The sequence below is a fragment of the Paucibacter sp. DJ2R-2 genome (genome assembly GCF_025717675.1).
In the GTDB taxonomy this organism is placed as follows: Bacteria; Pseudomonadota; Gammaproteobacteria; order Burkholderiales; family Burkholderiaceae_C; genus Paucibacter_A.
In genome coordinates, this window is record NZ_JAJIRT010000005.1 from 127,186 (window position 1) to 151,574 (window position 24,389).

Consider the following 24,389-nt stretch of genomic DNA (forward strand, 5'->3'; position numbering starts at 1 on the left):
GGGTGCGCTTGGGTGGAGCGTTTCGGATCCCGATTGGATTTGCGCCCATGCTAGGAAGAAACACCATGACAATCAAAAAATTGTCATGGATACATTGCGATGGGCGAAGCGCGTTACAAACAGGTGGTGGACCGGCTGGCGGCCGAAATCCGAGCGCAGCGCTTGCCGCCGGGCAGCCGCCTGCCCACCCATCGCAAGCTGGCGGCGCAGCATGGCCTGGCGCTGGCGACGGCCACGCGTGTCTATGCCGAGCTGGCGGCCATGGGCCTGGTCAGCGGCGAGACCGGGCGCGGTACCTTTGTCCGCGAAACCCAGCTGCCGCGCGGCCAGGGCATCGAGCAGCAGGTGGACGACGCGCGCATCCTGGATTTGAGTTTCAACTATCCGACCTTGCCGGGCCAGGCCGAGTTGCTGCGCAGTGCCTTGCGCCAGCTGGCATCTGGCGGCGATCTGGAAGCCTTGCTGCGTTACCAGCCCCATGGCGGCCGCCCGCATGAACGCGCCCAGGTCGCGGCCCATCTGGCGCGGCGAGGGCTGACGGTGAGCGGGGGTCAGCTGCTGCTGGTCGATGGCGCCCAGCATGGGCTCAGCTGTACGCTGATGGCCTTGCTTCAGCCCGGTGATGTGGTGGCAGTGGACGCGCTCAGTTACCCCGGCTTCAAGGTCTTGGCCCAGGCCCTGCATTTGGAGCTGCTGCCCCTGCCTGCAGCTGGCCAGGGGCCGGACCCGCAGGCGCTGGACGCGCTGTGCCGGCGGCGCCGGGTCAAGGCGCTCTACACCATGCCCACCTTGCACAACCCCCTGGGTTGGGTCATGAGCCTCAGCCACCGCAAGGCTTTGGTGGCGGTGGCGCGCCGCCATGGCTTGCTCATCATCGAGGACGCGGCCTACGCCTACTTGGTCGAGCCGGCGCCACCCCCGCTGGCCGCTCTGGCGCCGGAGCTGACGGTCTACGTCAACGGCTTCTCCAAAAGCGTGGCCACCGGCCTGCGCGTCGGTTGTGTGGTGGCCTCGATTGAGCGGGTGGAGCGCATCGCTCGCGCCATACGTGCCACCACCTGGAACACGCCCGGCGTGATGACTGCGCTGGTCTGCGGCTGGCTTGCCGATGGCACGGTGGCGCGGCTGGAGACCGCCAAGCGCGCGGACGCCCGCGCCCGTCAGGCCTTGGCCGCGGAAGCCCTCGGGCATGTGCGGCGCCTGGCGCATCCGGCGTCCTATTTTGTCTGGCTGCCGCTGGGCGAAGAGGTCCGCGCCGACCGGGTCGCGGCCGATTTGCTGCGCGAAGGGCTGGCGGTGTCGACGGCCGAGCCTTACGTCAGCGCAGGCCCGGTGCCGCACGCCTTGCGCTTGGCGCTGGGTTCATTGCCGCTGGCACAAGTCGGGCCCGCGCTGGCGCGCGTGGCGGCGGTGCTCGACGCGCACAGCTTTTGAGCATCGAGCCGGCAGCGCTCCGATCAAGGCAGCAGGTCGGCCACGTCGTTCCAGGCCTCCGGCGCGATGCGGCCTTCGTAGCGGCGCACCACCCGGTTCTGTGCGTCAACGACCAAGGTCAATGGCAGCTTGTTGGGGCTGGGGCCGGCGTCCAGATGCAGTGAGTGCAAGCCTGGCACGGGCTTGTGCATGACGTTGCGAATCTGCTCATAGCTGCGCCAATCGTCGGCCAGTTTGTCGACATTGACCTGCACCACCGACACCGGTTTCTTGCTCCAGCCGGCCAGGTTGGCGCGCAGCTCGGGCAGCGTGTCGCGGCAGACAGCGCAGCTGGTGGACCAATAGAACACCACGGCGACACGGCCTCGCAACTGGCTGGGTATGAAGGCCTCGCCGTTGAGGCTGCTGGCTTGCAGTTGCCAATTGCTGGGCAGGCCTGCACCACTCGGGCCAGCCATCAAGAGCGCATTGAAGTCGGTGTTGCCGCTGTTGATGTTCGCCGCCGAGGCCTGCAGAGTGGCCGCGGTCTTGCCGGAGGCTTTGCTTGGAGCGGGGGTCTGGCTTTGGCTTTGGCCAATCGCGCTGTGGCCGACCACGGCCATGGCCACCAAGATTGGAAGCGCAAACAAGCGGCGGCTTTGGCAGGACGAGGGGCTGGGCTTGCGGCTTGAGGGCAGTGGCATCGCTGAAAGTCCTGGGATGGTGGTGAAGTGCCAGCATGCTCAGCTTGGGCCAGGAATTCAACTGCGAACATGGGGGTGGGGAATATCACCCGGGCTGCACTGTAAACTTATCCAGTGATTTCGACCGATGCCACCGTCCCCGCACCGCCCACGCTCACTCGCCCGCAGCTGAGCCGCCTGATGAAGATCTGGCGCTCGGGCGGCTGGCCCTGCCGCGACCCGCTGGAGATCGACCTGCTGGCCGGCGGCTGGGTGGAGTTGCGCTGCCCGCCCGGCGGCCACGAGACCCTGCAGCTGACGCCGGCCGGTATCGCTGCGTTGGCGGCCTCGCGTCAGCGTGGCCAGCGGGCCTTGAGCCTGCATGACCGTCTGGCCCGGCGCATGAGTGAGCAGCTCATGCAAAAAGACGGCCGCGTCGTCTGGCGCGAGCTGTCGCTGCGCGCGCAAGTTCAGGCCGAGGAGATGGTGCCCACCATGACGGCTTCGCCGGCGCCCTTGTTGTTCGGCGAAGACCTGCTGGACGCGCCGAACGAGGCCCGCCCGAAGCGGCCCTGGCGCATGGCCCGCCCCGATCTTTTTTCGGTGCGCAACACCTCGGTGGCGGCCTATCTGCAGCCGGTGGTGCACGAGGTCAAGGCCAGCCGGGCCGATCTGCAGTCCGATCTGCGCCATGCGGCCAAGCGCGAGTCTTACCAATGGCTGTGCAGCGCCTGCTACTACGTCTTCCCAGCGGGTGTGGCCGAGCCCGAGGAGCTGCCGCCTGAATTCGGCGTTTGGGTGCTGCATGGCAAGGTCGAGACTGGCCGGCTGGAGTTGCTGCGCCCGGCGCGCTACCAGCCCTGCGAGCTGCCCTTTGCCGTCTGGATGGCGCTGGCGAAGGCCACGCCCGACCGGCTGGAGGGCGAGAGCCCGCAAGCCCATCTGGGCGAGCCGGGGGCGCAGCCCGAGGCGGATCTGCTCGGCGATCCAGGCAGCACGGTGTGAGCGATCTCGCTGCAGCCGAAGAGCTGGTCGTCGCCGTCCGCGCCCTGTGCGAGTTCAGCGCCAAGGCCGGCGATCTGGATCTGCGCTTCACGCCGGCACCCTCGGCGTTGGAGGGTATGGCCGGCCATGCCCTGGTGGCCGGCCGGCGTGGCAGCGGCTACCAGACCGAGCTGAGCCTCAGCGGCGTTTTCCTGGAGTCAGACAGCGGCACCCGTTTGCGCGTACGCGGCCGCGCCGATGGCTGGGACGCCGGACGCCAGCGCCTGGAGGAAATCAAGACCCACAAAGGCAGCCTGGACGCTCAGCCCGCCAACCACCGCGCACTGCACTGGGCCCAGCTCAAGGTCTACGGTGCCCTGCTGTGCGCGCAAGAAGGCCTGTCCCGGGTCGAGCTGGCCCTGGTCTATTTCGACGTCATGGCGCAGAGCGAAACCGTGTTTGCCGAGACGCACGGTGCCGCCGATCTGCAGGCTTTCTTTGCCGAACAATGCGGGCGTTATGTCGCCTGGGCGCAGCAAGAGCAGGCGCACCGCGAGGCGCGCGACGCGGCCCTGCTGGCTCTGGCGTTTCCGCACGCGGACTTCCGCCGCGGGCAACGTGCCCTGGCCGAGGGGGTCTACAAGGCCGCGGTCTCGGGCCGAGTGCTTTTAGCCCAAGCGCCCACCGGCATCGGCAAGACGGTGGGCACCATCTTCCCCATGCTCAAGGCCATGCCGGGCCAGAAGCTGGACAAGCTGTTTTTCCTCACGGCCAAGAGCTCCGGTCGCCAGCTGGCACTGGAAGGCGTGGAGAAGCTGAAGACCCCGCCAGGCAGCTTGCGTGTGCTGGAACTGGTGGCGCGCGACAAGGCTTGCGAGCACCCCGACAAGGCCTGCCACGGTGAGAGCTGCCCGTTGGCTCAGGGCTTTTATGACCGCTTGCCGCAGGCTCGCGCTGCCGCTGTGCAAAGTGGCCTGGCGCTGGAGCGGGCCGCCGTGCGCGCCCTGGCCCTGGCCTTCGAGGTCTGCCCCTATTACCTGAGCCAGGAGCTGGTGCGTTGGGCCGATGTGGTGGTCGGCGACTACAACTATTACTTCGACAGCAGCGCTTTGCTTCACGGGCTGACTCAGCAGAACGGCTGGCGCGTGGGCCTGCTGGCCGACGAGGCGCACAACCTGCTCGAACGCGGACGAAAGATGTACTCGGCCGAGCTGGAACAAGACAGCTTGCGTGGTGCCAAGCTGGTGGCGCCGCCCTCGCTGAAAGCGCCGCTCGATCGCCTGCAACGGGCCTGGACCAAGCTCAGCAAGAGCACGGCCGGCGAAGAGGCGGCCGAGCCCTACCAAGTCTTGAAGGAGTTGCCCGAGGCCTGGATGCAGGCCTTGCAGCAGGCCACCGCGGCCATCAGCGAGCAGCAGGCCGGCTCGGCCAAGCCGCTGGAGCCGGCGCTGCAGAACTTCTTCTTCGAGGCCCTGGCCTTTGCCCGTCTGGCCGAGCAGCTCGATGCCAATTCGCTCTGCGACCTGACCCTGCGCAACAGCAATGCCCCCGGCTTTGCAAAGAGCCAGGCCAAGCTGCACACCACCCTGGCCCTCCGCAACATCGTGCCCGCGCCCTTTTTGCGGCCGCGCCTGCTGGCCGCCCACACGGCCACCTTGTTCTCGGCCACGGTGCAGCCGGCCGGCTTTTACGCCGACCTGCTGGGCCTGCCCGAGAACTGGGCCTATCTGGAGGTGGAGTCGCCGTTTGAGGCCGCGCAGTTGGAGGTCAAGGTGGCACGCCAGATCTCGACCCGCTACGCCGATCGCCAGCGCTCTCTGGCCGCCCTGGTGACCCAGATCGGCGCGCAGTTCGAGGACCGGCCCGGCAACTACCTGGCCTTTTTCAGCAGCCACGACTACCTGCAGCAGGCGGCCGAGCTGTTCGCCCGCGAGCATCCCGGCGTGCCGCTCTGGCCGCAGGCGCGGCGCATGAGCGAGGCCGAGCAACAGGCCTTTCTGCAGCGCTTCACGCCCGAAAGCCAGGGCATTGGTTTCGTGGTGCTCGGAGGCTCCTTCTCGGAGGGTGTGGACCTGCCCGGTGCGCGCCTGATCGGCGCCTTCATCGCCACCCTGGGCCTGCCCCAGGTCAACCCCGTCAACGAGCAGTTCCGCGCGCGGCTGGAGCAACTCAAGGGTGCGGGCTACGACTACACCTACCTCTACCCGGGCCTGCAAAAAGTGGTGCAGGCCGCCGGCCGCGTGATCCGCACGACTGACGACCGCGGTGTGATCCATCTGCTGGACGACCGTTTTGCGCGGCGCGAGGTGCGGGCTTTGCTGCCGAGCTGGTGGCGGGTGGAGGGCTGAGGCCTGGGCTCATGAGCGGCGCTTGGCTCGGCAGCGCTTGTGCCGATGGGTCTCGAGACCTGGTCTTGGGTCCAAGGTCGGATTGCACAGCGGTCCGCATGTTCGGACACTGACCCGGCTGAAGTGTTGGTGAGCCTGTTGGGCGAAGCCAGCCCGCCGTGCCTCCCACACCCTTCAACCCGAGAGAAACCGATGCATGCTTTGACCAAACAGACCTTGAAGACGGTCGCCCTGCTGGGCGCCTTGAGCTGCGCGGGCCTGACGCAAGCCGGCCCGGTGTCTGGGCAAGGTACCTGGGAAACCACCTTGCTGGGGCGTGATCTCGACGGCAATGCCGCGAATGGCTTTGAAGCCTTCTACGACACGGTCTTCAAGGTCACCTGGCTGCGTGCCGGCAGCAGCAAAGGGATGGTCTGGGCAACAGCCAAGAGTTGGGCCGAGCAGGATCGCTTCGGCCTGAGCGGCTGGCGCTTGCCGACCACGGTGGACAAGGGCAACGACGGATGCAGCTACAGCAACACGGGTGGCACCGATTGTGGCTACAACCCGGACAGCAGCGTCACCACCGGCAGTGAGATGGCGCACCTGTTCTTTCAGGTTCTGGGCAACAAGAGCATACGGGTACCAGGCAGCTACGCTCAGCAAGCGGGTTATGGCTTGACGAACTCGGGTGATTTCGAACATCTGGATTCCCGTGGCTACTGGTCCGGTACGGACAACGTGACCAATCCCAAAAGCAGCGCCTGGGGCTTCCACATGCTTTGGGGCTTCCAGGACATCGCCTCCAAGAACACCGCCAGGTACGTGCTGGCTGTGCGCGATGGCGATGTCTTCGCCGCAGTGCCGGAGCCCCAGAGCCTGGCTCTGACGCTGCTCGCCTTGACCGGCGCATTGTGGGCCAGTCGCCGGCGCACATTCAGAGGCTTTGACGCGTCGAGCTCTTCAGGTCTTGGAGCCAGGCCGCCCCGCATGGGCGGCCGAACTTGCAATCCGCTTGCTGGCCTTCGGCGTGCCAGCCATCCGCTCCAATGCTGGGCGCAGCGCGAGGCGCGGGTCATGCTACCGCGCTGGTGGCAGATCGGGGATTGAATGGCGCGACCTTGGGTGGCGTGGCCCGGGGCTTGTGCCATGCCTCGGCCGTTCCATTTTTCTTTGATTTGGCGCCGCTATCCTCGGGCGCCATGAAACCGAGTTCTACCGCACTGCTTGTTCTGACCCTTGGGCTCACCCTGGCGCTGGGTCTGTCGGCGGCTCAGGCCGAGGTTTCGGCGGCCGAACGCCCTCGTTGGCGAACCCTCGGAACCGGGCAGTTCGGTGACCTGAAGGTAGGCATGTTGCAGGAGCGATTGACCGGCTATGTGGCGCCGCAGCTGCTGGCCGGTTGGCCGGCCGCCATCATGCAGCGCTTCAATGCGGCGCGCGCGCAAGAGCTGAGGGCGCAAGTCCGGGAGGATCTGGCCGATCCCACGCTGAGTTTGGAAGACACCGGCCATCGCCGCCTGGAGTGGTTCTCGCGCGACTGGCTGGTCTGGTGGAACTACACGTGGACCGCTTACCGCGACCCGCCGCATCCGGGGGTGTCGGTCAGCAGCCAGGTCTTTGATCTGCGCACGGGCGCGGAGGTCGATGTGCTGTCAACCTGGTTTGAGGACTCGCCTGAGCTCGACCGCTTGCTCGTGCATGAGCTGCGCAGTCCCGGTAAGGGGGCGCTGCGAGGCGGCTGCGAGTTCTTCGAACAAAGCCCAGACGCGGCGCTCTACACCCGCAACGAGGCGGGCCGTCCGATCTTGCGTGTCGGCATCCGCGCGGGGTCGTTGCCGACCTCGTCCGATGAGGTGTTGCTGGTGCCCACGCGGCGGGGTCTGGCCTTGCGAACCGACGGTTGGGCCGAGCCCTCGCGCACCTGCCGCGGCGAGGACCTGGCCCTCATCTCATGGGCGCGCTTGCGGCCCTTCATGAAGCCTGAACTCCAGGCCCTGTTTTCAACTCAGGGACGCCGTCTGCGTGAGTCATCCTTGCGGGCTCAGTCCCGCTGATAGGGCGGCAGCACTGCCCCGCAATGGCGGCAGAACTTGGAGTCGGCCTGGTGGCCTTCGCTGAGGCAGGCGTGGCAACTGCGTGTGGTGGCCTTGAGTGGAGTGCCCATGCGCAGTGCGCTCATTTCCGCCGTCACGATGCCCGTGGGAACGGCCAGTACGCCCCAGCCCAGCAGCATCATCAGGGAGGCAATCGCCCGGCCCAGATCGGTCTTGGGCGTGATGTCGCCAAAGCCCACTGTGGTCATGGTGGTGATGGCCCAGTAGACGGAGGTCGGGATACTGCTGAAGCCGTTGGCCGGCCCTTCCACCACATACATCACCGTGCCCATCACCAGCACGATCATCAGCACCGCGGTGATGAAGACCGAGATCTTGCGCGAGCTGGCCCGCAAGGCCTGAGCCAGGCTGGCGTACTCGGCCACATAGGCATTGAGCTTGAGGATGCGAAACACCCGCAGCAGGCGCAGCACGCGCACATCGACCAGGGCGTAGAGCTCCGGCACGAAGAAGGCCAGGTAGGTGGGCAGCACGGCCAGCAGGTCGACGATGCCATAGAAGCTCAGCGCATAGCGCAGCGGCTGGCGTACGCAAGCCAGGCGCAGCAGGTACTCGACCGAGAAGATGGCGGTGAAGAAGATCTCCAGCCCGGTCAGCCAGCGGCCATGCTCGTTGTGAATGCTGGCCACGCTGTCCAGCATCACGGTCAACAGGCTCAGCAGCACCATGGCGATCAGGCCCAGGTCAAAGAGCCGGCCGGCGCGGGTGTCGGCCTCGAAGATGATGGTGTAGCAGCGCAGGCGCCAGCCTTGAAGTGGGCGGCCGAACTCGGGCGGTCGGGCAGAGCTTGGAGACGAAGTCATGCCGGCGATTGTGCCGCTGCTAAGAGGCATCCCAGGCGGCGTGCCATTGTTCTGCTTCGCCCTGGTCGAGCGCCCGCACCAGGCAGGCCGAGGCCGCACCGGTGCGGCGCGTGGCCGTGACGCGCTCGCTATCGGTGATGCCGCCGATGGCCACCACCGGCCGGCCGGCCATGCGCACCCACCAGGCCAGGTTGTCCAGGCCTTGCGGCCGCCAGGGCATGTCTTTGGTGACCGTGGCCCAGACCGGACCGCCGGCGATGTAATGCGGCGCCAGGCTGCGCGCGCGCGCCAGCTCCCAGAGGCTGTGGCTGGACAGGCCCAAATGCACGCCGCTGTCCAGGATCTGCTGGCGCTGGTCGTCCGTGAGCGCGGTCCAGTCCTCCTGGCCCAGGTGCAGGGCTCGGGCGCCGGCTTGCAGAGCCAGCTGCCAGTGGTCGTTGATCCACAGCGTTGCGTTTGGGTGGCTGGCGGCAATTTCCACCGCGGACGTGATGGCCTGACGCAGCGCAGCCTCGCTCAGGCCCGGGTGCGACTTGATTCGCAGTTGCAGCTGTGGATAGCCGGCCCTGGCCAAGGCGGGCAGGCGCTGTGGGTCATCGGTGATGGCGTAGAGGCCTAGCGCTGCCGGCGAAACTGCTGTGGGCGCGCTAAGTACCTGACACCAACGTTGCACGGTGCCGGCATTGAGCGGTTCGGCGCCAAAGCTCAGCACCGGCATGGCGCTGGGGTCGGCGATGAAGTCGGGCCCGGCGCGCACCGGGCCGGCGCCTGCGCCCGCCGCGTGGCCGGCGCGCAAGGCGCTCCAGGTGGCCATCTTGGCCAGCACCAGGGCATCGGCCAGTGGGAAGCCGCGCGCCAGGGCGGCTGCGGCTGAAGTAGCAAAGCTGCAGCCGGTGCCATGGTGGTGGTGGCTGGGCAGGCGGGGCAGGGCCAGCCAGCCCTGGGCTTGATGGTCCTGCGCCTGCACATCGAGCCAGTCCAGGGCCAGCTCCCGCTGGGCCGGGGCGGAGGCGTCGTCACCGCCGGTGATGCAAACCGCGCACGGGCCCAGCTCGCGCAGGGCTGCGGCCAGGGCAGGTGGGCTGTCGGGACTGCCGGGCGGCAGGCCCAGCAGGCGTTCGGCCTCGCGCCGGTTGGGCGTCAGCAGGTCGCAGCGCGGCAGCAGCTGCTCGCGGTAGGCTTGCAGCAAGGCCTCGTCGCAAAACGCGGCGCCGCCGGCCGTGGCGCCCAGCACCGGATCGATGACCAGCAGCACCGTTTGATCGCGCCGCAAGGCGTCGATGACCTCGCACAAAGCCTGCACGGCGGCGACCGAAGCCAGCAGGCCGGTCTTGATCACCCGCGGGCTCAGGTCTTGCGCAAGGGCCTGCAACTGGGCGCGGACCTGGTCGGCGGGCAGCGGGAAGACGGCCGCCACGCCTTGCGAGTTCTGCGCCGTCACGGCGGCCAGCACCGGGCAGAGATGCACGCCAAAGGCCGCCGCCGCGCGTGTGTCGGCCGAGAGTCCCGCGCCGCCCGCGCTGTCGTGGCCGGCCAGGCTCCAGATCACCGGTGGCGCCGGGTCTCGCAGCCAGTCGGCAAGGGGCTGGTCGGCCGCCCAGGGCGAGGGCAGGCTGGGGTGGGGGTAGAGCCTCGCGCCTGGGGCTTCGCTCATGGCGCGCTCCCGAGCAGAAAGGCATGGCCGCTGACCGGGGTCGAGGGCACGGCGAAGTCCTGTGCGGCCATCAGCCCGGCGCGGTAGGCGGCGCGGCCGGCCTCGATGGCGGACTTGAAAGCGCCCGCCATGACCACCGGGTCGCGCGCCTGCGAGACCGCGGAGTTGAGCAGTACGGCATCGAAGCCCAGCTCCAGGGCCTGGGCCGCATGCGAGGGCGCGCCGATGCCGGCGTCGATGATCAAGGTGGTGTCCGGCAGGCGCTGGCGCAGGCTGCGCAGGCCGGCAATGTTGTTCAAACCCTGGCCCGAGCCGATCGGCGCGCCCCAGGGCATGAGCAGGGGGCAGCCCGCGTCGAGCAGGCGGCGGCACAGCACCAGGTCTTCGGTGCAGTAGGGAAACACCTCGAAGCCTTCGCGCACCAGGGTCTGGGCGGCGCTGAGCAGCTCGAAGGGATCGGGCTGCAGGGTGTGCTCGTCGCCGATCACCTCCAGCTTGATCCAGCGCGTGCCGTAGAGCTCACGCGCCATCTGCGCCAGGTTGATGGCCTCGCGCGCGCTGCGACAGCCGGCGGTGTTGGGCAGCAGGCGCGCGCCCTGGGCTTGTGCCGCTTGCAGGGCACCGGCGACAAAGCCGTTGTCGCCCGCCTGCAGGGTGCGCTTGAGGCCGACCGTCAGCACCTGCGTGCCCGAGGCGGCAATCGCGCGCGCCAGGGTGTGTGGGTCAGGGTAGCCGGCGCTGCCGAGCAGAAAGCGGCTGTTCAGTGCGACGCCGGGGAGATGGAAAAGATCGGTGTGGGTGCTCATGGCGGAAGGGCTTTGCAATCGGGCTTAGCCGCCGACGATGGGTTGAAACAAGAGCACTTGATCGCCCGCTTGAAGCGTGGTGCTGGCCCGCGCTTCGCGGCGCAGGAACTGTCCGTTCAGGGCCGTACCCACGCTCTCGGGCGGGCGCTCCAACTGCGCCAGCAGATCGGCCACGGTGTGGCCGGCCGGCAGGGTCAGGTCTTGCTCGTCGAGGCGGATGGTGATGTGGGGGGCAGCATTCATGTCGTGGCGGTGCAAGGTTCTTCGTGGGCCGCGAGCGAGGCCAGGCCGCAGTGCAGCAGCAGCAGCTGGACCAGGGCGGGCGCCAGCAGCCAGCCGTGGCGGTAGAGGCCGTTCAGGCGCAGCAGGCCGGGCTCCGTCAAGCTCAGCGGGCGGTGGTCGGGCAGGGCGGGGCGCAGATTGACATCGAGCCGCGTGATGCGCGCCTCGGCCAGCGCGGGCATGACGCTGTGGGCGGCGGCCATCAGCTCGACTGCGCTTTGCAGGCTGACGGGCGAGCGGTCCTCGCTCTCGATCTCGCTGGCGCCCAGCACCAGGCTGTTGGGCGTGCGCGGCACGAGGTAGATGCGGTGGCGCGGATGCAGCAAGCGCAGCGGTCGCTGCAGGCCATGGCCGCTGAGGCTCAGATGCACCACCTCGCCGCGCACGCCACGCAGGCCCGCAACTTGCGGCCGGGCGCCCAGGCCGCGGCAGTCGATGGCCCAGTCCGCGGCGATGCGCTGGCCGCCTTGCAGACGAAGCTCGCCGGCCTGCACAGCCTCCACCGGCGATTGCCAATGCCAGCGCACGCCGGTGGCTTGATCGTGCAGCGCAGCCATCAGCCGCGGTGGATGGATCAGGCCTTCGCCCGGCAGCAGCCAGGCGCGTGGTCCACGCAAGAGGCTGGGCTCCATGTCTTGCAGTTCGGCCTCGCTCAAGGCCTGCGCCCGGCCGAGTTCGGGGTGTTCACCCAGGCGGGCCAGCACCCGCTCGGCCGCGCCCAGGTCCTGGCGGTGCGCAAGCAGCAGGCTGCCCTGGGTTTGCAGGCAAGACCTGAGCGCCAGCGCCTCGCAGACCTGGGGCCAGAGCTGCAGCGAACGCCAACCCAGCGCGGCCACCTCGGCCTCGGCCCGGTCCAGCTCGGCCAGGGGGCTGAGCATGCCGGCGGCGGTGAAGGCGGCCGCGCCATGGCCGTCGAAGCGCGGTTCGGGGCCGGGGCCGGCCTCGAAGACCTGCACGGCGTGGCCGGCGCGGCTCAGCGCCCAGGCGAACAGGCGCCCGGCCAGGCCGGCGCCCGCGATGGCGATCTGCAAGCCCATCTCAGACGGGCTGGATCGGGATGTAGATCTCGCTGCCCTGAGCCTTGAACTCCGCGCTCTTGGCCGCCATGCCCGCCTCGGCTTCCAACTGAGCGGAGTATTCGCGCACGTCCTGCGTGATCTTCATCGAGCAGAACTTGGGGCCGCACATGGAGCAGAAATGTGCGACCTTGGCGCTGTCCTTGGGCAGGGTTTCGTCGTGGAAATCGCGCGCGGTTTCGGGGTCCAGACCAAGGTTGAACTGGTCCTGCCAGCGGAACTCGAAGCGGGCCTTGGACAGCGCGTCGTCGCGCGCCCGGGCGCCCGGGTGGCCTTTGGCAATGTCGGCCGCGTGGGCGGCGATCTTGTAGGCCATCAGGCCGGCTTTCACATCGTCGCGGTTGGGCAAGCCCAGGTGTTCCTTGGGCGTGACGTAGCAGAGCATGGCGCAGCCGAACCAGCCGATCATGGCCGCGCCGATGCCGCTGGTGATGTGGTCGTAGCCGGGGGCGATGTCGGTGGTCAAGGGGCCAAGCGTGTAGAAGGGCGCTTCGTCGCAATGCTTGAGCTGTTCGGTCATGTTCGCCTGGATCATGTGCATGGGCACATGGCCGGGGCCTTCGATCATGGTTTGCACATCGTGCTTCCAGGCGATCTTTGTCAGCTCGCCGAACGTGCGCAACTCGGCGAACTGGGCCTCGTCGTTGGCGTCCGAGAGGCTGCCCGGGCGCAGGCCGTCGCCGAGCGAGAAGCTGACGTCGTAGGCCTTCATGATGTCGCAGATCTCTTCGAAGTGCGTGTAGAGGAAGTTCTCCTGGTGGTGGGCAATGCACCACTTGGCCAGGATGGAGCCGCCGCGCGAGACGATGCCGGTGCGGCGCTTGACCGTCATCGGGATGAAGGGCAGGCGCACGCCGGCATGGATGGTGAAGTAGTCGACGCCTTGCTCGGCTTGCTCGATCAGCGTGTCGCGGAACAGGGCCCAGGTCAGGTCTTCGGCCACGCCGCCGACCTTCTCCAGCGCCTGGTAAATCGGCACGGTGCCGATGGGCACGGGGCTGTTGCGGATGATCCAGTCGCGGGTGGTGTGGATGTTGCGGCCGGTGGACAGGTCCATCACCGTGTCGGCGCCCCAGCGGGTGCTCCAGACCAGCTTTTCCACTTCCTCCTCGATGGAGGAGGTGACGGCCGAGTTACCGATATTGGCGTTGACCTTCACCAGGAAGTTGCGGCCGATGATCATCGGCTCCAGCTCGGTGTGGTTGATATTGGCCGGGATGATGGCGCGGCCGCGTGCCACCTCGTCGCGCACGAACTCGGGCGTGATGATGCGCGGGATGGCTGCACCCATGGGCGTGCCGGCCAGGCGGGCTTCGCGCTCGGCATCGGCCTCGTACTCGCGCATCCATTCATGGCGCTGGTTCTCGCGGATGGCGATGTACTCCATCTCGGGCGTGACGATGCCGCGGCGGGCGTAGTGCAGCTGGGTGACATTGAAGCCAGCCTTGGCGCGGCGTGGCGTGCGGCGCAGGCCGGCGCTCAGGGCCAGCAGAGCTTCTTGCTGCTCACTCTCGCGCAAGCCGTCGTCCATCAGCTGGATGGCACGGCCGGCGTAGGGCTCGGTGTCTTGGCGCGCTTCGACCCAGGCGGCGCGCGGGGTGGGCAGGCCACGCTTCACATCGATGGCTGCGGCTGCATCGGTGTAAGGGCCGGAAGCGTCGTACACGCTGACCACCTCGCCGTTGCTGAGCGCGATGGCGCGCATGGGCACGCGCAGCTCGGGGTGTTGCTGGCCGGCGAGATAAATCTTGCTGGAGCCGGGCAGGGGCGTGCGGGTCAGCTCAAGGCTGGTGTTAAGGCTGTCGCTGGCGCTGGCGGTTTGCAGGCCGGGGTCGGTGATGCTGTTCATGGGGATGCATTCCTCGCTGTGCTGGTGGGGCTGCGAGGGCTGGCATCGACATGGTTGCGCTACGGCACAAGGGCGGGCACGACCGGGCAGCGGCGGGGCTGCTTCAACAGGACTGGGGAATGCGGGGCCCAGGACGGGCGTCGGGCCGGGGTGTCACAGCGGCGGTGAGGGCGGACCGGGCGCCACCTTTGAGGTGTGGTCTCGTTCGCGTTCACTGCGGCTGGCCCTGGTGCGATGCATGTCCAGGGCCCGCACCCCAGGCGGGGGTCGGGCTCTTCTTACGCCGGTATCAACCGGATCAAGTTCAGCGGGTCCGTGGCTTCCACCACATCTCAGCCCGGTGCATCGTGAACGATTGCACAACAGGGCCCCCCGGAGCGAGGCCGCAGTATATCCACATTAGGTGCAGCACTCTGTACTGCGGGCAAACCCGAGCAAGCGCAAGGCCCGGCCTTCCCTAAACTTCGGTTCGCCGCAGTCTGCGGCCGCGCGCATTCCCCCATTTTCAAGGAGCACAGCATGTGTCGAAGCAAGCGCCGGGCCCCGAGTCTGGTGGGTCTGGCCGTGGCCCTGGTTACCAGTCTGGCCGCCGTGCCGGCCGCCCAGGCGCAAGCCGGAGCGGACGCCAGCAAGGCCAAAACGGAGTTGAGCCCGACCGAGCGGGCCCAGCGTGACGCCGACAAGGTGTTCCAGTGGATACGCTTTCACGCCGACAAGCCGGGCGCCAAGCCCGCCATCATCCTGCCGGGGCAGAGCGCTGCGGCGCCCGCTCCGGCGCCTGCCGCGGTGGCCGCCAAGCCCAACAACAACCGGGCCCCTGAGCGCAATGCCGATGCGGCCGGTGCGCGGCGCAATGCTGCCGCGGGCAACCCTGACCGGCGTGGCATCACCGAAACGGTCGCCGATGTGGCGGTCGAGGCGGGCCGCGCCGAATCGACCGCGGCCCTGAGCCCTGAAGCCACCCAGCTGGCTGCGGCCAGCTTGAGCGCGACGAATGTGCCAGCCGTGCTGCCCGAGACCTTGGCGCCGACGGCCGCGCCGGCTGCAGCCGCTGTCTTTGCCGAACCGCCACCGGTGGTGGAAACCCCGCTCAAGGCCATCAAGATGGTGGAGCCGGAGTTCCCCCGTCAGCTGCAATCGACCTTGCGTTCGGGCACGGTGCAGGTGCGCTTCACGGTCATGCCTGATGGCTCGGTCGGCCGCGCCGAGGCCATCCAGACCACGCATCGCCGGCTCAACCCGGCTGCCCTCGATGCCGTCAATCAGTGGCGCTTCGAGCCGATTGCCAAGGCCCGCGAGGCCACGGTCGAGCTGGTCTTCCGAGTCGATTGAAGGCAGCCGCGCGAGCGGCCCTTCTCAATTGCCGCGGCGCACGCCCAGCCGCGCCAGCAGGCTTTCCATCAGACACCATTTCGTCACGCCGCTCTGCAGCAGATTGAGGCCGACGAAGGCCGTGAAGGCCAGCCACCAGCTGGAGACAAACAGCGGGCTGGACGGCAGGCCCAGGGCCAGCGAAATCAGGATGAAGCTGCCGGCGGCGATGCGCACGATTTGCCAGGTGCTCAGAGTGTTCATGTGAAGTTCCTTTCGGCTTGGGTGGTAGAGACGGGTGGCTGGCGATAGGCCATGAAATACAGCAGCGGAATCACCACCAGCGTCAGCGCGGTGGAGACGGCGATGCCGAAGATCAGCGAAATGGCCAGGCCATTGAAGATCGGGTCGTCGAGGATGAAGAAGGCACCCAGCATGGCCGCCAGGCCGGTCAGCAGAATCGGCTGAGCGCGGGTGATGGCGGCGCTGACGACGGCGCGTTCCAGGCTCATGCCGCTGCGCAACTGCACTTCGATGAAATCGACCAGCAGGATGCTGTTGCGCACGATGATGCCGGCCAGGGCGATCATGCCAATCATGCTGGTGGCGGTGTACTGGGCATGGAGCAAGGCGTGTCCGGGCATCACGCCGACCAGGGTCAGCGGGATGGGCGCCATGATGATCAGCGGCGTCAGGTAGGAGCCGAACTGGGCCACCACCAGCAAGTAAATCAGCACCAGGCCCACGGCATAGGCCAGGCCCATGTCCCGGAAGGTCTCGTAGGTGATCTGCCATTCGCCGTCCCACTTGACCGCATAGTCCCGCTGGGCTTCCTTGGGCGGCCGGACGAAGTACTCGAGCAGCGGCCCGCCACCGGGCACTTGGATGTCCTTGAGTTCACCGCGCAGGCTGAACAGGCCGTAGAGCGGGCTGTCGATGCGCCCGGCCATGTCGGCGTAGACGAAGTGGACCGGCAGCAAGTCCTTGTGAAAGATGGGCTGTTCGCGAGTGCTGTCGCTGATCTGCACCAATTCGCGCAGCGGCACGGCCTGCCCGGCACTGCCGCGCACGGTCAAAGCCAGCAAGGCCGCGATGTCCCCCTGCGTGCTGTCGGGCAGTTGCAGCCAGGCCGGCATGGGCAGCTTGCTCTGGTCGTGCAGATAGATGGCCGCCTCACCGCCCAGGCCGGCGGCCAGGGTGCTAACGATGGCGCTCTGCGGCACACCCAGAAGGGCAGCCTTGCGGCGATCGACCTGCAGCAGCTGGCGCGGGGCGCTGGCGATGCCCGAGTCGTCGATGTCGACCAGGCCCGGTGTGCGCTCGAACAAGGCGCGCAGTTGCTGGGCCACCTGCCGGCGTCCGGCGGCGTCGGGGCCGTAAACCTCGGCCACGATGGGCGACAGCACCGGCGGGCCCGGCGGCACTTCCACCACTTTCAGCGTCGCGCCATGGCGTCGGGCAATCTCCTGCAGCAGCGGGCGCAGGCGGGTGGCGATGGCATGGCTTTGCTCGCTGCGCTGATGGCGGTCGAGCAGATTGACTTGGATGTCGGCCTGCTCCGGCGCGCTGCGCAGGCCGTACTGGCGCACCAGGCCATTGAAGTTGATCGGCGAGGCCGTGCCGGCATAGGCTTGGTAGTTCAGGACCTCGGGCTGGCGGGCGAGCAGGGCGCCGAGCTCGCGCAGCACGCCGGCGCTGCGCTCCATGGGCGTGCCCACGGGCAGGTCGACGATCACTTGGAACTCCGACTTGTTGTCAAAGGGCAGCATCTTGAGCAAGACCAGGCCCGTGGCCGGCAAGGCCAGTGAAACAGCGATCAGGGCGGCGACGGCCAGGCCCAGCAGGCCGCGCATGCGCCGGCCGCTGCGGGCGTCCAGCAGGGGATGAAAGATGCGCTCGAACAGGGGCGCGAGCCGGGCGCTGAAGCCGTGCAAGGCATGGGCGTCAGCGGGTGAGCCTGTGTCTGTGTCTGTGCCTGTGTCTGGTTCAGCCGGCAGCGAAGGCTTCATCCACAGCCGGGCCAGCCAGGGGGTCAGCACAAAGGCGATGGCCAGAGACAGCAGCATGCCCATGCTGGCGTTGATGGGGATGGGGCTCATGTACGGGCCCATCAGGCCGCTGACAAACGCCATCGGCAGCAGGGCGGCGATGACGGTCAGCGTGGCCAGGATGGTGGGCCCACCGACCTCGTCCACCGCGCCGGGAATCAGCGCCACCAGCGGCTTGCCGGGAAAGAGCTGTTGGTGGCGGTGGATGTTCTCGACCACCACGATGGCATCGTCCACCAGGATGCCGATCGAGAAGATCAGCGCAAACAGCGACACCCGGTTCAAGGTGAAGCCCCAGGCCCAGCTGGCAAACAGGGTCAGCATCAGCGTCAGGATGACGGCGGTGCCGACGATGGCGGCCTCACGCCGGCCCAGGGCGAAGAAGACCAGGGCCACGACGGCCGCCGTGGCGAACAGCAGTTTCTGGATCAGCTTCTGCGCCTTGTCATTGGCCGTGGCGCCGTAGTTGCGGGTCTCGGCAACCTCGATGTCGGCCGGGATCAAGCTGTTGCGCAGGCTCTCCATGCGCTCGCGCAGGGCCAGGGCCACGTCGATGGCGTTTTCGCCGGCGTTCTTGCTGATCGACAGGGTCACCGCCGGGTACTCCTGGCCGCCGGCTTCGCCGTGCCAGACCGACTGGCTTGCGCGCATCGGCCCTTCGCTGATCGTCGCCACCTCACTGAGGAAGACGGGCTTGCCCGCATGCACGCCGACCACCAGCTGCTGCACCTCTTCGGCCGTGCCCAGCCAGGCGCCGGCTTCCAGGGCCAGGGCCTGGTTGTTGATCAGCAGCGAGCCCAGCTCGGCCGAGCCGTGCGCGCCCTGCAGGGCCTGGCGCAAATCGGCCACGGTCAGATCCATGCTGGCCAGGCGCGCCGGGTCCATCGCTATGCGCAGGGCCCGACCCGGGCCACCGATGGTCTTGACTTCGCGTGTGCCGGGCACACGCTTGAGCTCAATCTCCAGGCTGCGCGCCACCCGCTCCAGCTCATAGGCGCCGATCTCGGGTTTGCGGCTGAACAGGGTGAAGCTCATCATCGGCACATCGGCGATGCCCATGGGCTTGATCAGCGGCGGCTGAACGCCGAGGCCGCGCGGCAGCCAGTCGGCATGGCCGCCCACCGCTTCTTGCAGGCGCACCAGCGCCTCGCTGCGCGGCACGCCGACCTTGAATTGCACGGTCAGCAGCGCCATGCCGGGGCGCGACAGCGACATCACATGCTCGACGCCCGTCATCTGCGACAGGATTTGCTCGGCCGGTGTGGCCACCATCTGCTCGACGTCGCCGACGCCAGCGCCCGGAAAAGCGACCATCACCTGGGCCATGGTCACATCGATCTGCGGCTCCTCCTCGCGTGGTGTCACCAGCACGGCGAAGACACCCAGGAGCAGGGCCAGCAAGGCCAGCAGCGGCGTGATCTGTGCCGACTGGAAGTAGGCCGCGATGCGGCCTGACACGCCCAGCTTGTGCTCGGGCGTCTCTTGAACAGGGGTCGGAGTCATTGCTTTTGCCCTCCTTGTGCCAGCGGTGGAACCGGCTGGCGGGCGGCGACGGCCGGTTCGGTGGCAATGCGTTCGCCGGCGCTAAGGCCGCTGAGTACTTCGACCTGATCACCTCGCTTCGCGCCCAGGCGCAGCTGGCGCAGCAGGGCCTGGCCGGTCTGCGGCACGATCACATAGACGAGATTCAGTTCGGCGCGGCGCAGCACGGCACTGCGTGGGATCAGCAGTGGCCGGCCGGCTTGCGCGGCAGGCGCCGGGCTGGCGTCGTCCAGCCAGACGCGGGCGAACATGCCTGGGCTCAGGGCGGGCTGAGCTGCCGTTCCTGCCGCCACTTCCGTCTCCGTTCGTGCGGACGTTTGTGGCAGATCCAGGCGCAGCTCCTGGCTGTGCGTGGCCGCATCGACGGTGGGCATCCACTGGCGGCGCAGCGGCAGCAGGCGTGCGGTCTGGCCCGGGATCTCGATCTCGATCAGGCCCTCGGTGGTCTGTGCACCGGCCTGGCTTTGGGGCACATGGGCTGTCACGCGCAGGGCTTTTGGGTCGTAGACCGTCAGCAGGGGGCGGCCGGGCATGGCCATATCGCCCAGGGACACCGGGATCTCGGCCACCACCGCGTCGTAGGGGCTGCGCAGCAGATGCTGGCCGCTTTGCGTGCGCGCCACGCCCAGCTGGGCCAGCTGAGCGTCCAGCTGTGCGCGTGTGGCCTGGTACTGGTTCAGGGCCTGGTCCAGCGCCGCTTGGCTGATGTAGTGCTGCTTGAACAGCTGCTGCTGGCGCTCCAGCTCGCGCTGGGCCAGCTGTAGGCCGGCGCGTGCGGCCTGGCCTTGCGCTTCGCTGGCGCTGGCCGCTTGTTCGGCGGCACGCGCGTCCAGGCGCATCAGCATTTGTCCGGCGCGCACCCGGTCGCCCGGCCGCACGGCAATTTCGACGATGGCGCCGGCCACTTGTGCCGCCAGCACCGTCTGGCGCTGGGCCTCGACCACGCCGTCAACACTTTGCCGGCGTGTGGCGCCGCTCGCCTGCACCACCAGGCTTTGCAAGTTGGGCGCAGAAGCTGTGCTTGCTGCTGGTGCTGCGGTCGCGGCAGCGCTGAGCAGCAGCAGGCCGGCCGTGCCTTGCCGCAGCAGGGCGCGTACCGGCATCACCGCTGCGGCAGCAGCGCGCAAGGTCATGAAAGCGTGGGGCAGATTCATGGTCGGCAGACCAGCGCGGGGCTGGACGAAAGATGATTGATGGTTCATTATTTGCGCAATCACGCAAATAGTCAATCAAGTGAACACGCAAGGAGCCTTTAGAATGACAAGCCTGCCAGCCTCCTGCCGAATCCTGCACACCATGGAAGACCTGCCCCTTGCCGCGCTGACCCAGGTGGCGGCCTATTTCCAGGCCTTGTCCGAGCCGACCCGCTTGCAGATCCTCAATTTGCTGCGCCAACAAGAGCGCAAGGTGGGCGAGTTGTCCGAGCTCTGCGGCTGCAGCGTGGCCAATGTCTCCCGTCATCTCGGCGTGCTGCAGCAGCAAGGCTTGGTTGAGCGCGAGAGTCGCGGCACCAGTGCCTTTTTCCGGATCGCCGATCCGGCGGTCTACCAGCTCTGCGATCTGGTCTGCGGCAGCATCGCCGGAAACAATGCGCGTGCCGCCGAGGCCGGCGCGGCCTTTCTCAAGGCCCGCTGACATATCCCGTTACAAAAACGGTGGCCATTCAAGGGTGAATCCCTGGCCGGGCGCATTGACGCGCCCGACGCTTTGGCGGAACCTTGCCGGCTTTCGCCTGCCCGTCCACCCGCCCGTGTGCGCAGGCGCCTCAAGCGGGAGCTCCTATGAAGAAGGTATTGAACGCGGCCAAGTGGGCCATGCTGGCCGTGCTGGCTGTGAGCACAGTGCAGGCGCGCGCGCAGGCCTCGACGACGGGCCTTCTGCCGACATCGGGCTACGCCGGTCTGGTCGTGTTCGGCGACAGCCTGGCCGACAGTGGCAACAACGCCCGCCTGGTCGGCACCGACCCGACACAGCAGATCACGGGTGACAGCTACTTCGCCAGCCTGCCCTTTGCCACCGGCCGCTACAGCAACGGGCCGGTGTGGGTCGAGCATCTGGCCGAACGCTTTGGCCTGAGCGCCTCGGCCTCGCAACTGGGCGGCAGCAATTTCGCCTATGGCGGTGCCGCCACCGGCAGCGACGGCACGGGCACGCCCATCCCCGGTTTCCCCTTCAGCATGCGCAGCCAGCTCGGCCAGTATCTGGCCACCGTGCCCATGGCCGGCACGCCGGCACCGGCGCAGAGCTTGTTTGTGCTGTCGGGCGGCTCGGTCAATGTCAGCGCGGCCATGGAGGCCGCAGCCATGCATCCCGAGCAGGCCTTTGGCATCCTGTCGGTCGCGGCCCAGGCCTATGCCTTCGATATCGCCGCCATGGTCGACGGCTTGCAGGCCGCCGGTGCCGAGCACATCCTGGTGCTCAATGTGCCGAACTTCGGCCTGACGCCGCGCGCGCAGAGCTATGGGCCCCAGGTCGCCGCGCTGGGCTCGCTGGCCGCCGGCCTGATGAACGATGCCCTGGGCCTGGCCCTCAACACCGAGCCCGGCGTGCGCGTGTTTGACCTGTACGGCAGCCTGAACCAGGTGGTGGCCCATGGCTCGGACTATGGGCTCAGCAATGTCAGCCAGGCCTGCGGCGCCCTGATCAACGCCTGTGATCCCGCCACTGCCTTGTTCTACGACGGCCAGCACCCCACAGCCTATGGCCACCGGTTGATTGCCGACCTGGTCTTCAGCTCCGCGGTGCCGGAGCCAAGCAGCGCTGTCTTGTTGCTGCTGGGTGGCGTTTGTGTGCTGGCGCGTCGGCGCCGCCAGGCCGAGCCGGCCTGAGCCGCCTCAGCCGGCCGGCTGGCCCGGGCAGCTGGCCAGGGTCGCCGCGGCGGCCTCCAGAAACACTCGGGTGCGCAGTGGCATCAAACGGCGCTCGGGGAACACGGCCCAGCAGCTCACGGTCGGCAGACACCAGCCCGGCAGCACGCGCCGCAGCTGGCCACCCGCGACCCAGGGACCAGCGAAATGCTCGCCCACGGCGGTGATGCCGACACCGGCGCAGGCCAGGCGCAGCAGCATGTCGGGGGCGTTGACCAGGCTGCGGCGGGCCGGTGTCCCGCTCCAGCTTTGTACCCCGCCATCGGCAGCGCTGCGCTGCAGCTGCCAGGGCGGCGCGTCGCCGGCGCGGTTGAGGATCATCAGACCATGCTGGTCCAGCAGGTCTTCGGGATCCTGCGGCTCGCCATGGGCTAGCAGATAGGCGGGCGAAGCGTAGAGGCCGTTGTTGAACACGGCCAGGCGGCGCGCGGCCAGCTGGCTGTCGCTGGGCAGCTCGCCGACGCGCACCGCCAGGTCAAAGCCCTCGGCGATCAGGTCAACACGGCGCGGCGACAGGTCCAGCATCAAGGTGATGTCAGGGTGGCGGCGCGTGAACTCCGCCAGCATGTCCCCAAAAGCATGGTGGGCCAGATCGGCTGGCATGGACACCCGCAGGCGGCCACTGGGCCGCAGCTGGCGCTCTGAGGCCAGGGCCAGGGCGCTCTCGACCTCGGCCGTCAGTGCCCGCGCATGCTCAAGCACGCCGGCACCGAACTCGGTCAGGGCCAGGCGCCGGGTGCTGCGCTGGAGCAGCTTTTCGCCCAGACGCTGCTCCAGCGCGGCAATGCGACGGGACACGCTCGATTTGGGCAGCTGCACCCGTTCGGCGGCGCGGCTGAAGCTGCCGCTGTCCATCACACGGGCGAAGAGCAGCAGGTCGTCGGCATCGGGGCTCATGGTAGCGTGGTTCCTTTGAATGATGCTTTGATTGATGCTTTGGTGGAGCAATCTTATCCAAACCGATGGCTTCTGTAGCTCCGGGGTTCTCAATACAGTGAGCCCATCGCCGCTTCAAGGGATGCGGCATTGACACTCAACGAAGGAAACCCCCATGAGCCGCATTCTGCAAATCAACTCCAGCGCCCGCCGTGTCGTCGACGGCCAAGGCTCCGTGTCCACCCGCCTGGCCCAGGAGCTGGTGGCACGCTTGCAAGCCCAGCAGACCGGCACTGAACTGACCGTGCGGGACCTGGCCCTGCAGCCCCATCCGGTGTTGGACGAGGCGGCCCTGCAAGCCTTGTTCACCCCGGCCGAGCAACGCAGCCCCGAGCAGGCCGCCCGCGTCGCCCTGGATGACGCCCTGATCGCCGAAGTGCAGGCCGCCGATGTGCTGGTGATCGGCTCGCCCATGATCAATTTCGGCGTCAGCGCCCAGCTGAAGAACTGGATCGATGCGATCTCGCGGGCCCGTGTGACCTTCCAGTACACGGCGAACGGCCCGGAAGGCCTGCTCAAGAACAAGAAGGTCTATGTGCTGCTGGCGCGTGGCGGCATCTACCGCGACCAGCCCAGCGACACGGTCGTGCCCTATTTGCGCACGGTGCTGGGTTTCCTGGGCATGAGCGATGTGCAGTTCATCTACGCCGAAGGTCTGGCCATGGGCCCCGATGCAGAAGCGGCCGCCTGGGTGGCCGCGCGCGAGCAGATCAGCGGCGCGCTCGCTACCATCGCCTGAGCCGATTCTTGCCACTGAAGCCAACGAGAACGAAGAAAGGTCACACCCGATGAGCAGCAGCAAGCCCCAAGCCTCTGTGCAAGCCCCCGTGCGCACGCCCCGTGCGGTGGAGCGCTTGGTTGCCGGCCAAGCCACCAGCGACGGCGCCGGCGTCAAGCTGACCCGCGTGCTGACCCAGGACCTGCAGCGCCGCCTCGACCCCTTTTTGATGCTCGACGCCTTTGGCTCGGACAAGGCCGATGACTACATCGCCGGTTTCCCCAGCCACCCGCATCGCGGCTTCGAGACCGTCACCTATATGCTCGAAGGCCGCATGCGCCACCGCGATTCCGCCGGCAACGAAGGTCTGCTTGGCAATGGTGGGGTGCAGTGGATGACGGCCGGCCGCGGCGTCATCCACAGCGAGCTGCCCGAGCAGGAAGAGGGCCGCATGGAGGGCTTCCAGCTCTGGCTCAACCTGCCCGGCCACGACAAGATGCGCGCGCCCTGGTACCGCGACATCCCCTCCGGCGAGATTCCTGAGTTCCAGACCGAGGCCGGCGTCACCGTGCGCGTGATCGCAGGCCACAGCCACGGCGTGGCCGGCGCGGTGCAGCGCGAGCACACCGAGCCGCTGTATCTGGACCTGCATCTGCCGGCCGGTGCTCGCTTTGAGCAGGCCCTGCCCGAGGGGCATAACGCCTTCGTCTATGTGTACCGGGGCGCGTTGGAATTCCCGAGCGGCTGCCGCGTGCCGGCTCAGCGCATGGCCATCTTGGCCAACACGCCGGGCAGCGACGGCCTGGTGCTGCAGGCCGCGGCGGATACGGTGGACACGGCGACCCGCGCCATCCTGATCGCCGGCCGGCCGCTGCGCGAGCCGATCGCCCAGCATGGCCCCTTCGTGATGAACACGCATGAGGAGCTGGTGCAGGCGGTGCGTGACTATCAGGCCGGCGTGCTGGCCTGACGG

General features: G+C 68.0%; 21 protein-coding genes and 1 riboswitch. Of the genes, 10 read left to right on the plus strand and 11 right to left on the minus strand.

Annotated features, from left to right (window positions below):
- Positions 1–99: 99 nt before the first annotated feature.
- Positions 100–1,434: an aminotransferase-like domain-containing protein gene (locus LNV28_RS13910; protein ID WP_263519087.1), complete on the plus strand. Its 1,335-nt coding sequence runs from the start codon at positions 100–102 to the stop codon at positions 1,432–1,434.
- A gap of 23 nt (positions 1,435–1,457) precedes the next feature.
- On the opposite strand, the gene LNV28_RS13915 is transcribed toward LNV28_RS13910, so the two are convergent.
- Entirely contained in the window at positions 1,458–2,117 is a 660-nt protein-coding gene (locus LNV28_RS13915) for a TlpA family protein disulfide reductase (RefSeq protein ID WP_263519086.1), read from the minus strand.
- 114 nt (positions 2,118–2,231) lie between these two features.
- Here LNV28_RS13915 and LNV28_RS13920 point away from each other — a divergent pair, with 114 nt between their 5' ends.
- The 4 genes from LNV28_RS13920 to LNV28_RS13935 all read left to right on the plus strand — a co-directional run bounded on the left by LNV28_RS13920 (position 2,232) and on the right by LNV28_RS13935 (position 7,464).
- On the plus strand, positions 2,232–3,101 hold the full coding sequence (locus LNV28_RS13920; protein WP_318013856.1) for a hypothetical protein: 870 nt from the start codon (positions 2,232–2,234) through the stop codon (positions 3,099–3,101).
- Entirely contained in the window at positions 3,098–5,428 is a 2,331-nt protein-coding gene (locus LNV28_RS13925; RefSeq protein ID WP_263519085.1) for an ATP-dependent DNA helicase, read from the plus strand. Before LNV28_RS13920 ends, LNV28_RS13925 begins: the two co-directional genes overlap by 4 nt.
- Positions 5,429–5,620: 192 nt before the next feature.
- Positions 5,621–6,517, plus strand: coding sequence for a PEP-CTERM sorting domain-containing protein (locus tag LNV28_RS13930; protein WP_263519084.1), 897 nt, complete (start codon positions 5,621–5,623; stop codon positions 6,515–6,517).
- A 92-nt stretch (positions 6,518–6,609) separates the two neighbouring features.
- Entirely contained in the window at positions 6,610–7,464 is an 855-nt protein-coding gene (locus LNV28_RS13935) for a hypothetical protein (RefSeq protein WP_263519083.1), read from the plus strand.
- On the opposite strand, the gene LNV28_RS13940 is transcribed toward LNV28_RS13935, so the two are convergent.
- The 6 genes from LNV28_RS13940 to thiC are packed head-to-tail and all read right to left on the minus strand — an operon-like array spanning position 7,452 to position 13,994.
- Positions 7,452–8,327, minus strand: coding sequence for an ion transporter (locus LNV28_RS13940; protein WP_263519082.1), 876 nt, complete (start codon positions 8,325–8,327; stop codon positions 7,452–7,454). The genes LNV28_RS13935 and LNV28_RS13940 overlap by 13 nt on opposite strands.
- 19 nt (positions 8,328–8,346) lie before the next feature.
- Positions 8,347–9,981 carry a PfkB family carbohydrate kinase gene (locus LNV28_RS13945; RefSeq protein ID WP_263519081.1) on the minus strand — a complete coding sequence of 545 codons (1,635 nt, stop codon included), beginning with the start codon at positions 9,979–9,981 and terminating at the stop codon, positions 8,347–8,349.
- On the minus strand, positions 9,978–10,787 hold the full coding sequence (locus tag LNV28_RS13950; protein ID WP_263519080.1) for a thiazole synthase: 810 nt from the start codon (positions 10,785–10,787) through the stop codon (positions 9,978–9,980). Before LNV28_RS13950 ends, LNV28_RS13945 begins: the two co-directional genes overlap by 4 nt.
- Before the next feature lie 24 nt (positions 10,788–10,811).
- Entirely contained in the window at positions 10,812–11,030 is a 219-nt protein-coding gene (thiS, locus tag LNV28_RS13955) for a sulfur carrier protein ThiS (protein WP_263519079.1), read from the minus strand.
- Positions 11,027–12,106 carry an FAD-dependent oxidoreductase gene (locus LNV28_RS13960; protein WP_263519078.1) on the minus strand — a complete coding sequence of 360 codons (1,080 nt, stop codon included), beginning with the start codon at positions 12,104–12,106 and terminating at the stop codon, positions 11,027–11,029. The genes thiS and LNV28_RS13960 overlap by 4 nt, the downstream gene beginning before the upstream one ends.
- Position 12,107: 1 nt before the next feature.
- Positions 12,108–13,994: a phosphomethylpyrimidine synthase ThiC gene (gene thiC, locus LNV28_RS13965; protein ID WP_263519077.1), complete on the minus strand. Its 1,887-nt coding sequence runs from the start codon at positions 13,992–13,994 to the stop codon at positions 12,108–12,110.
- Positions 13,995–14,252: 258 nt separating this feature from the next.
- Positions 14,253–14,379: riboswitch (TPP riboswitch) on the minus strand.
- Positions 14,380–14,513: 134 nt separating this feature from the next.
- Between thiC and LNV28_RS13970 the strand changes: the two genes are divergently transcribed.
- A complete protein-coding gene (locus LNV28_RS13970; protein WP_263519076.1) occupies positions 14,514–15,326 on the plus strand; it encodes a TonB family protein in 813 nt (270 codons plus the stop codon).
- A gap of 24 nt (positions 15,327–15,350) precedes the next feature.
- On the opposite strand, the gene LNV28_RS13975 is transcribed toward LNV28_RS13970, so the two are convergent.
- The 3 genes from LNV28_RS13975 to LNV28_RS13985 are packed head-to-tail and all read right to left on the minus strand — an operon-like array spanning position 15,351 to position 20,049.
- Positions 15,351–15,560 carry a YgaP family membrane protein gene (locus LNV28_RS13975; RefSeq protein ID WP_263519176.1) on the minus strand — a complete coding sequence of 70 codons (210 nt, stop codon included), beginning with the start codon at positions 15,558–15,560 and terminating at the stop codon, positions 15,351–15,353.
- Between the two features lie 5 nt (positions 15,561–15,565).
- Positions 15,566–18,856, minus strand: coding sequence for an efflux RND transporter permease subunit (locus tag LNV28_RS13980; protein WP_263519075.1), 3,291 nt, complete (start codon positions 18,854–18,856; stop codon positions 15,566–15,568).
- Positions 18,853–20,049: an efflux RND transporter periplasmic adaptor subunit gene (locus LNV28_RS13985; RefSeq protein WP_263519074.1), complete on the minus strand. Its 1,197-nt coding sequence runs from the start codon at positions 20,047–20,049 to the stop codon at positions 18,853–18,855. Before LNV28_RS13985 ends, LNV28_RS13980 begins: the two co-directional genes overlap by 4 nt.
- Before the next feature lie 142 nt (positions 20,050–20,191).
- On the opposite strand from LNV28_RS13985, the gene LNV28_RS13990 reads away from it, so the two are divergent.
- Together LNV28_RS13990 and LNV28_RS13995 are read left to right on the plus strand one after the other, a co-directional pair.
- On the plus strand, positions 20,192–20,530 hold the full coding sequence (locus tag LNV28_RS13990) for an ArsR/SmtB family transcription factor (protein WP_263519175.1): 339 nt from the start codon (positions 20,192–20,194) through the stop codon (positions 20,528–20,530).
- 146 nt (positions 20,531–20,676) lie between these two features.
- Positions 20,677–21,723, plus strand: a complete 1,047-nt coding sequence (locus tag LNV28_RS13995) for an SGNH/GDSL hydrolase family protein (RefSeq protein WP_263519073.1) — start codon at positions 20,677–20,679, stop codon at positions 21,721–21,723.
- 6 nt (positions 21,724–21,729) lie between these two features.
- Here the strand turns inward: LNV28_RS13995 and LNV28_RS14000 are convergent, their stop codons facing one another.
- Positions 21,730–22,659 carry a LysR family transcriptional regulator gene (locus LNV28_RS14000; protein WP_263519072.1) on the minus strand — a complete coding sequence of 310 codons (930 nt, stop codon included), beginning with the start codon at positions 22,657–22,659 and terminating at the stop codon, positions 21,730–21,732.
- A 154-nt stretch (positions 22,660–22,813) separates the two neighbouring features.
- Here LNV28_RS14000 and LNV28_RS14005 point away from each other — a divergent pair, with 154 nt between their 5' ends.
- Complete coding sequence (locus LNV28_RS14005; protein WP_263519071.1) at positions 22,814–23,437, plus strand: FMN-dependent NADH-azoreductase; 624 nt, start codon at positions 22,814–22,816, stop codon at positions 23,435–23,437.
- 49 nt (positions 23,438–23,486) lie between these two features.
- Positions 23,487–24,386, plus strand: a complete 900-nt coding sequence (locus LNV28_RS14010; protein WP_263519070.1) for a pirin family protein — start codon at positions 23,487–23,489, stop codon at positions 24,384–24,386.
- Positions 24,387–24,389 lie beyond the last annotated feature (3 nt).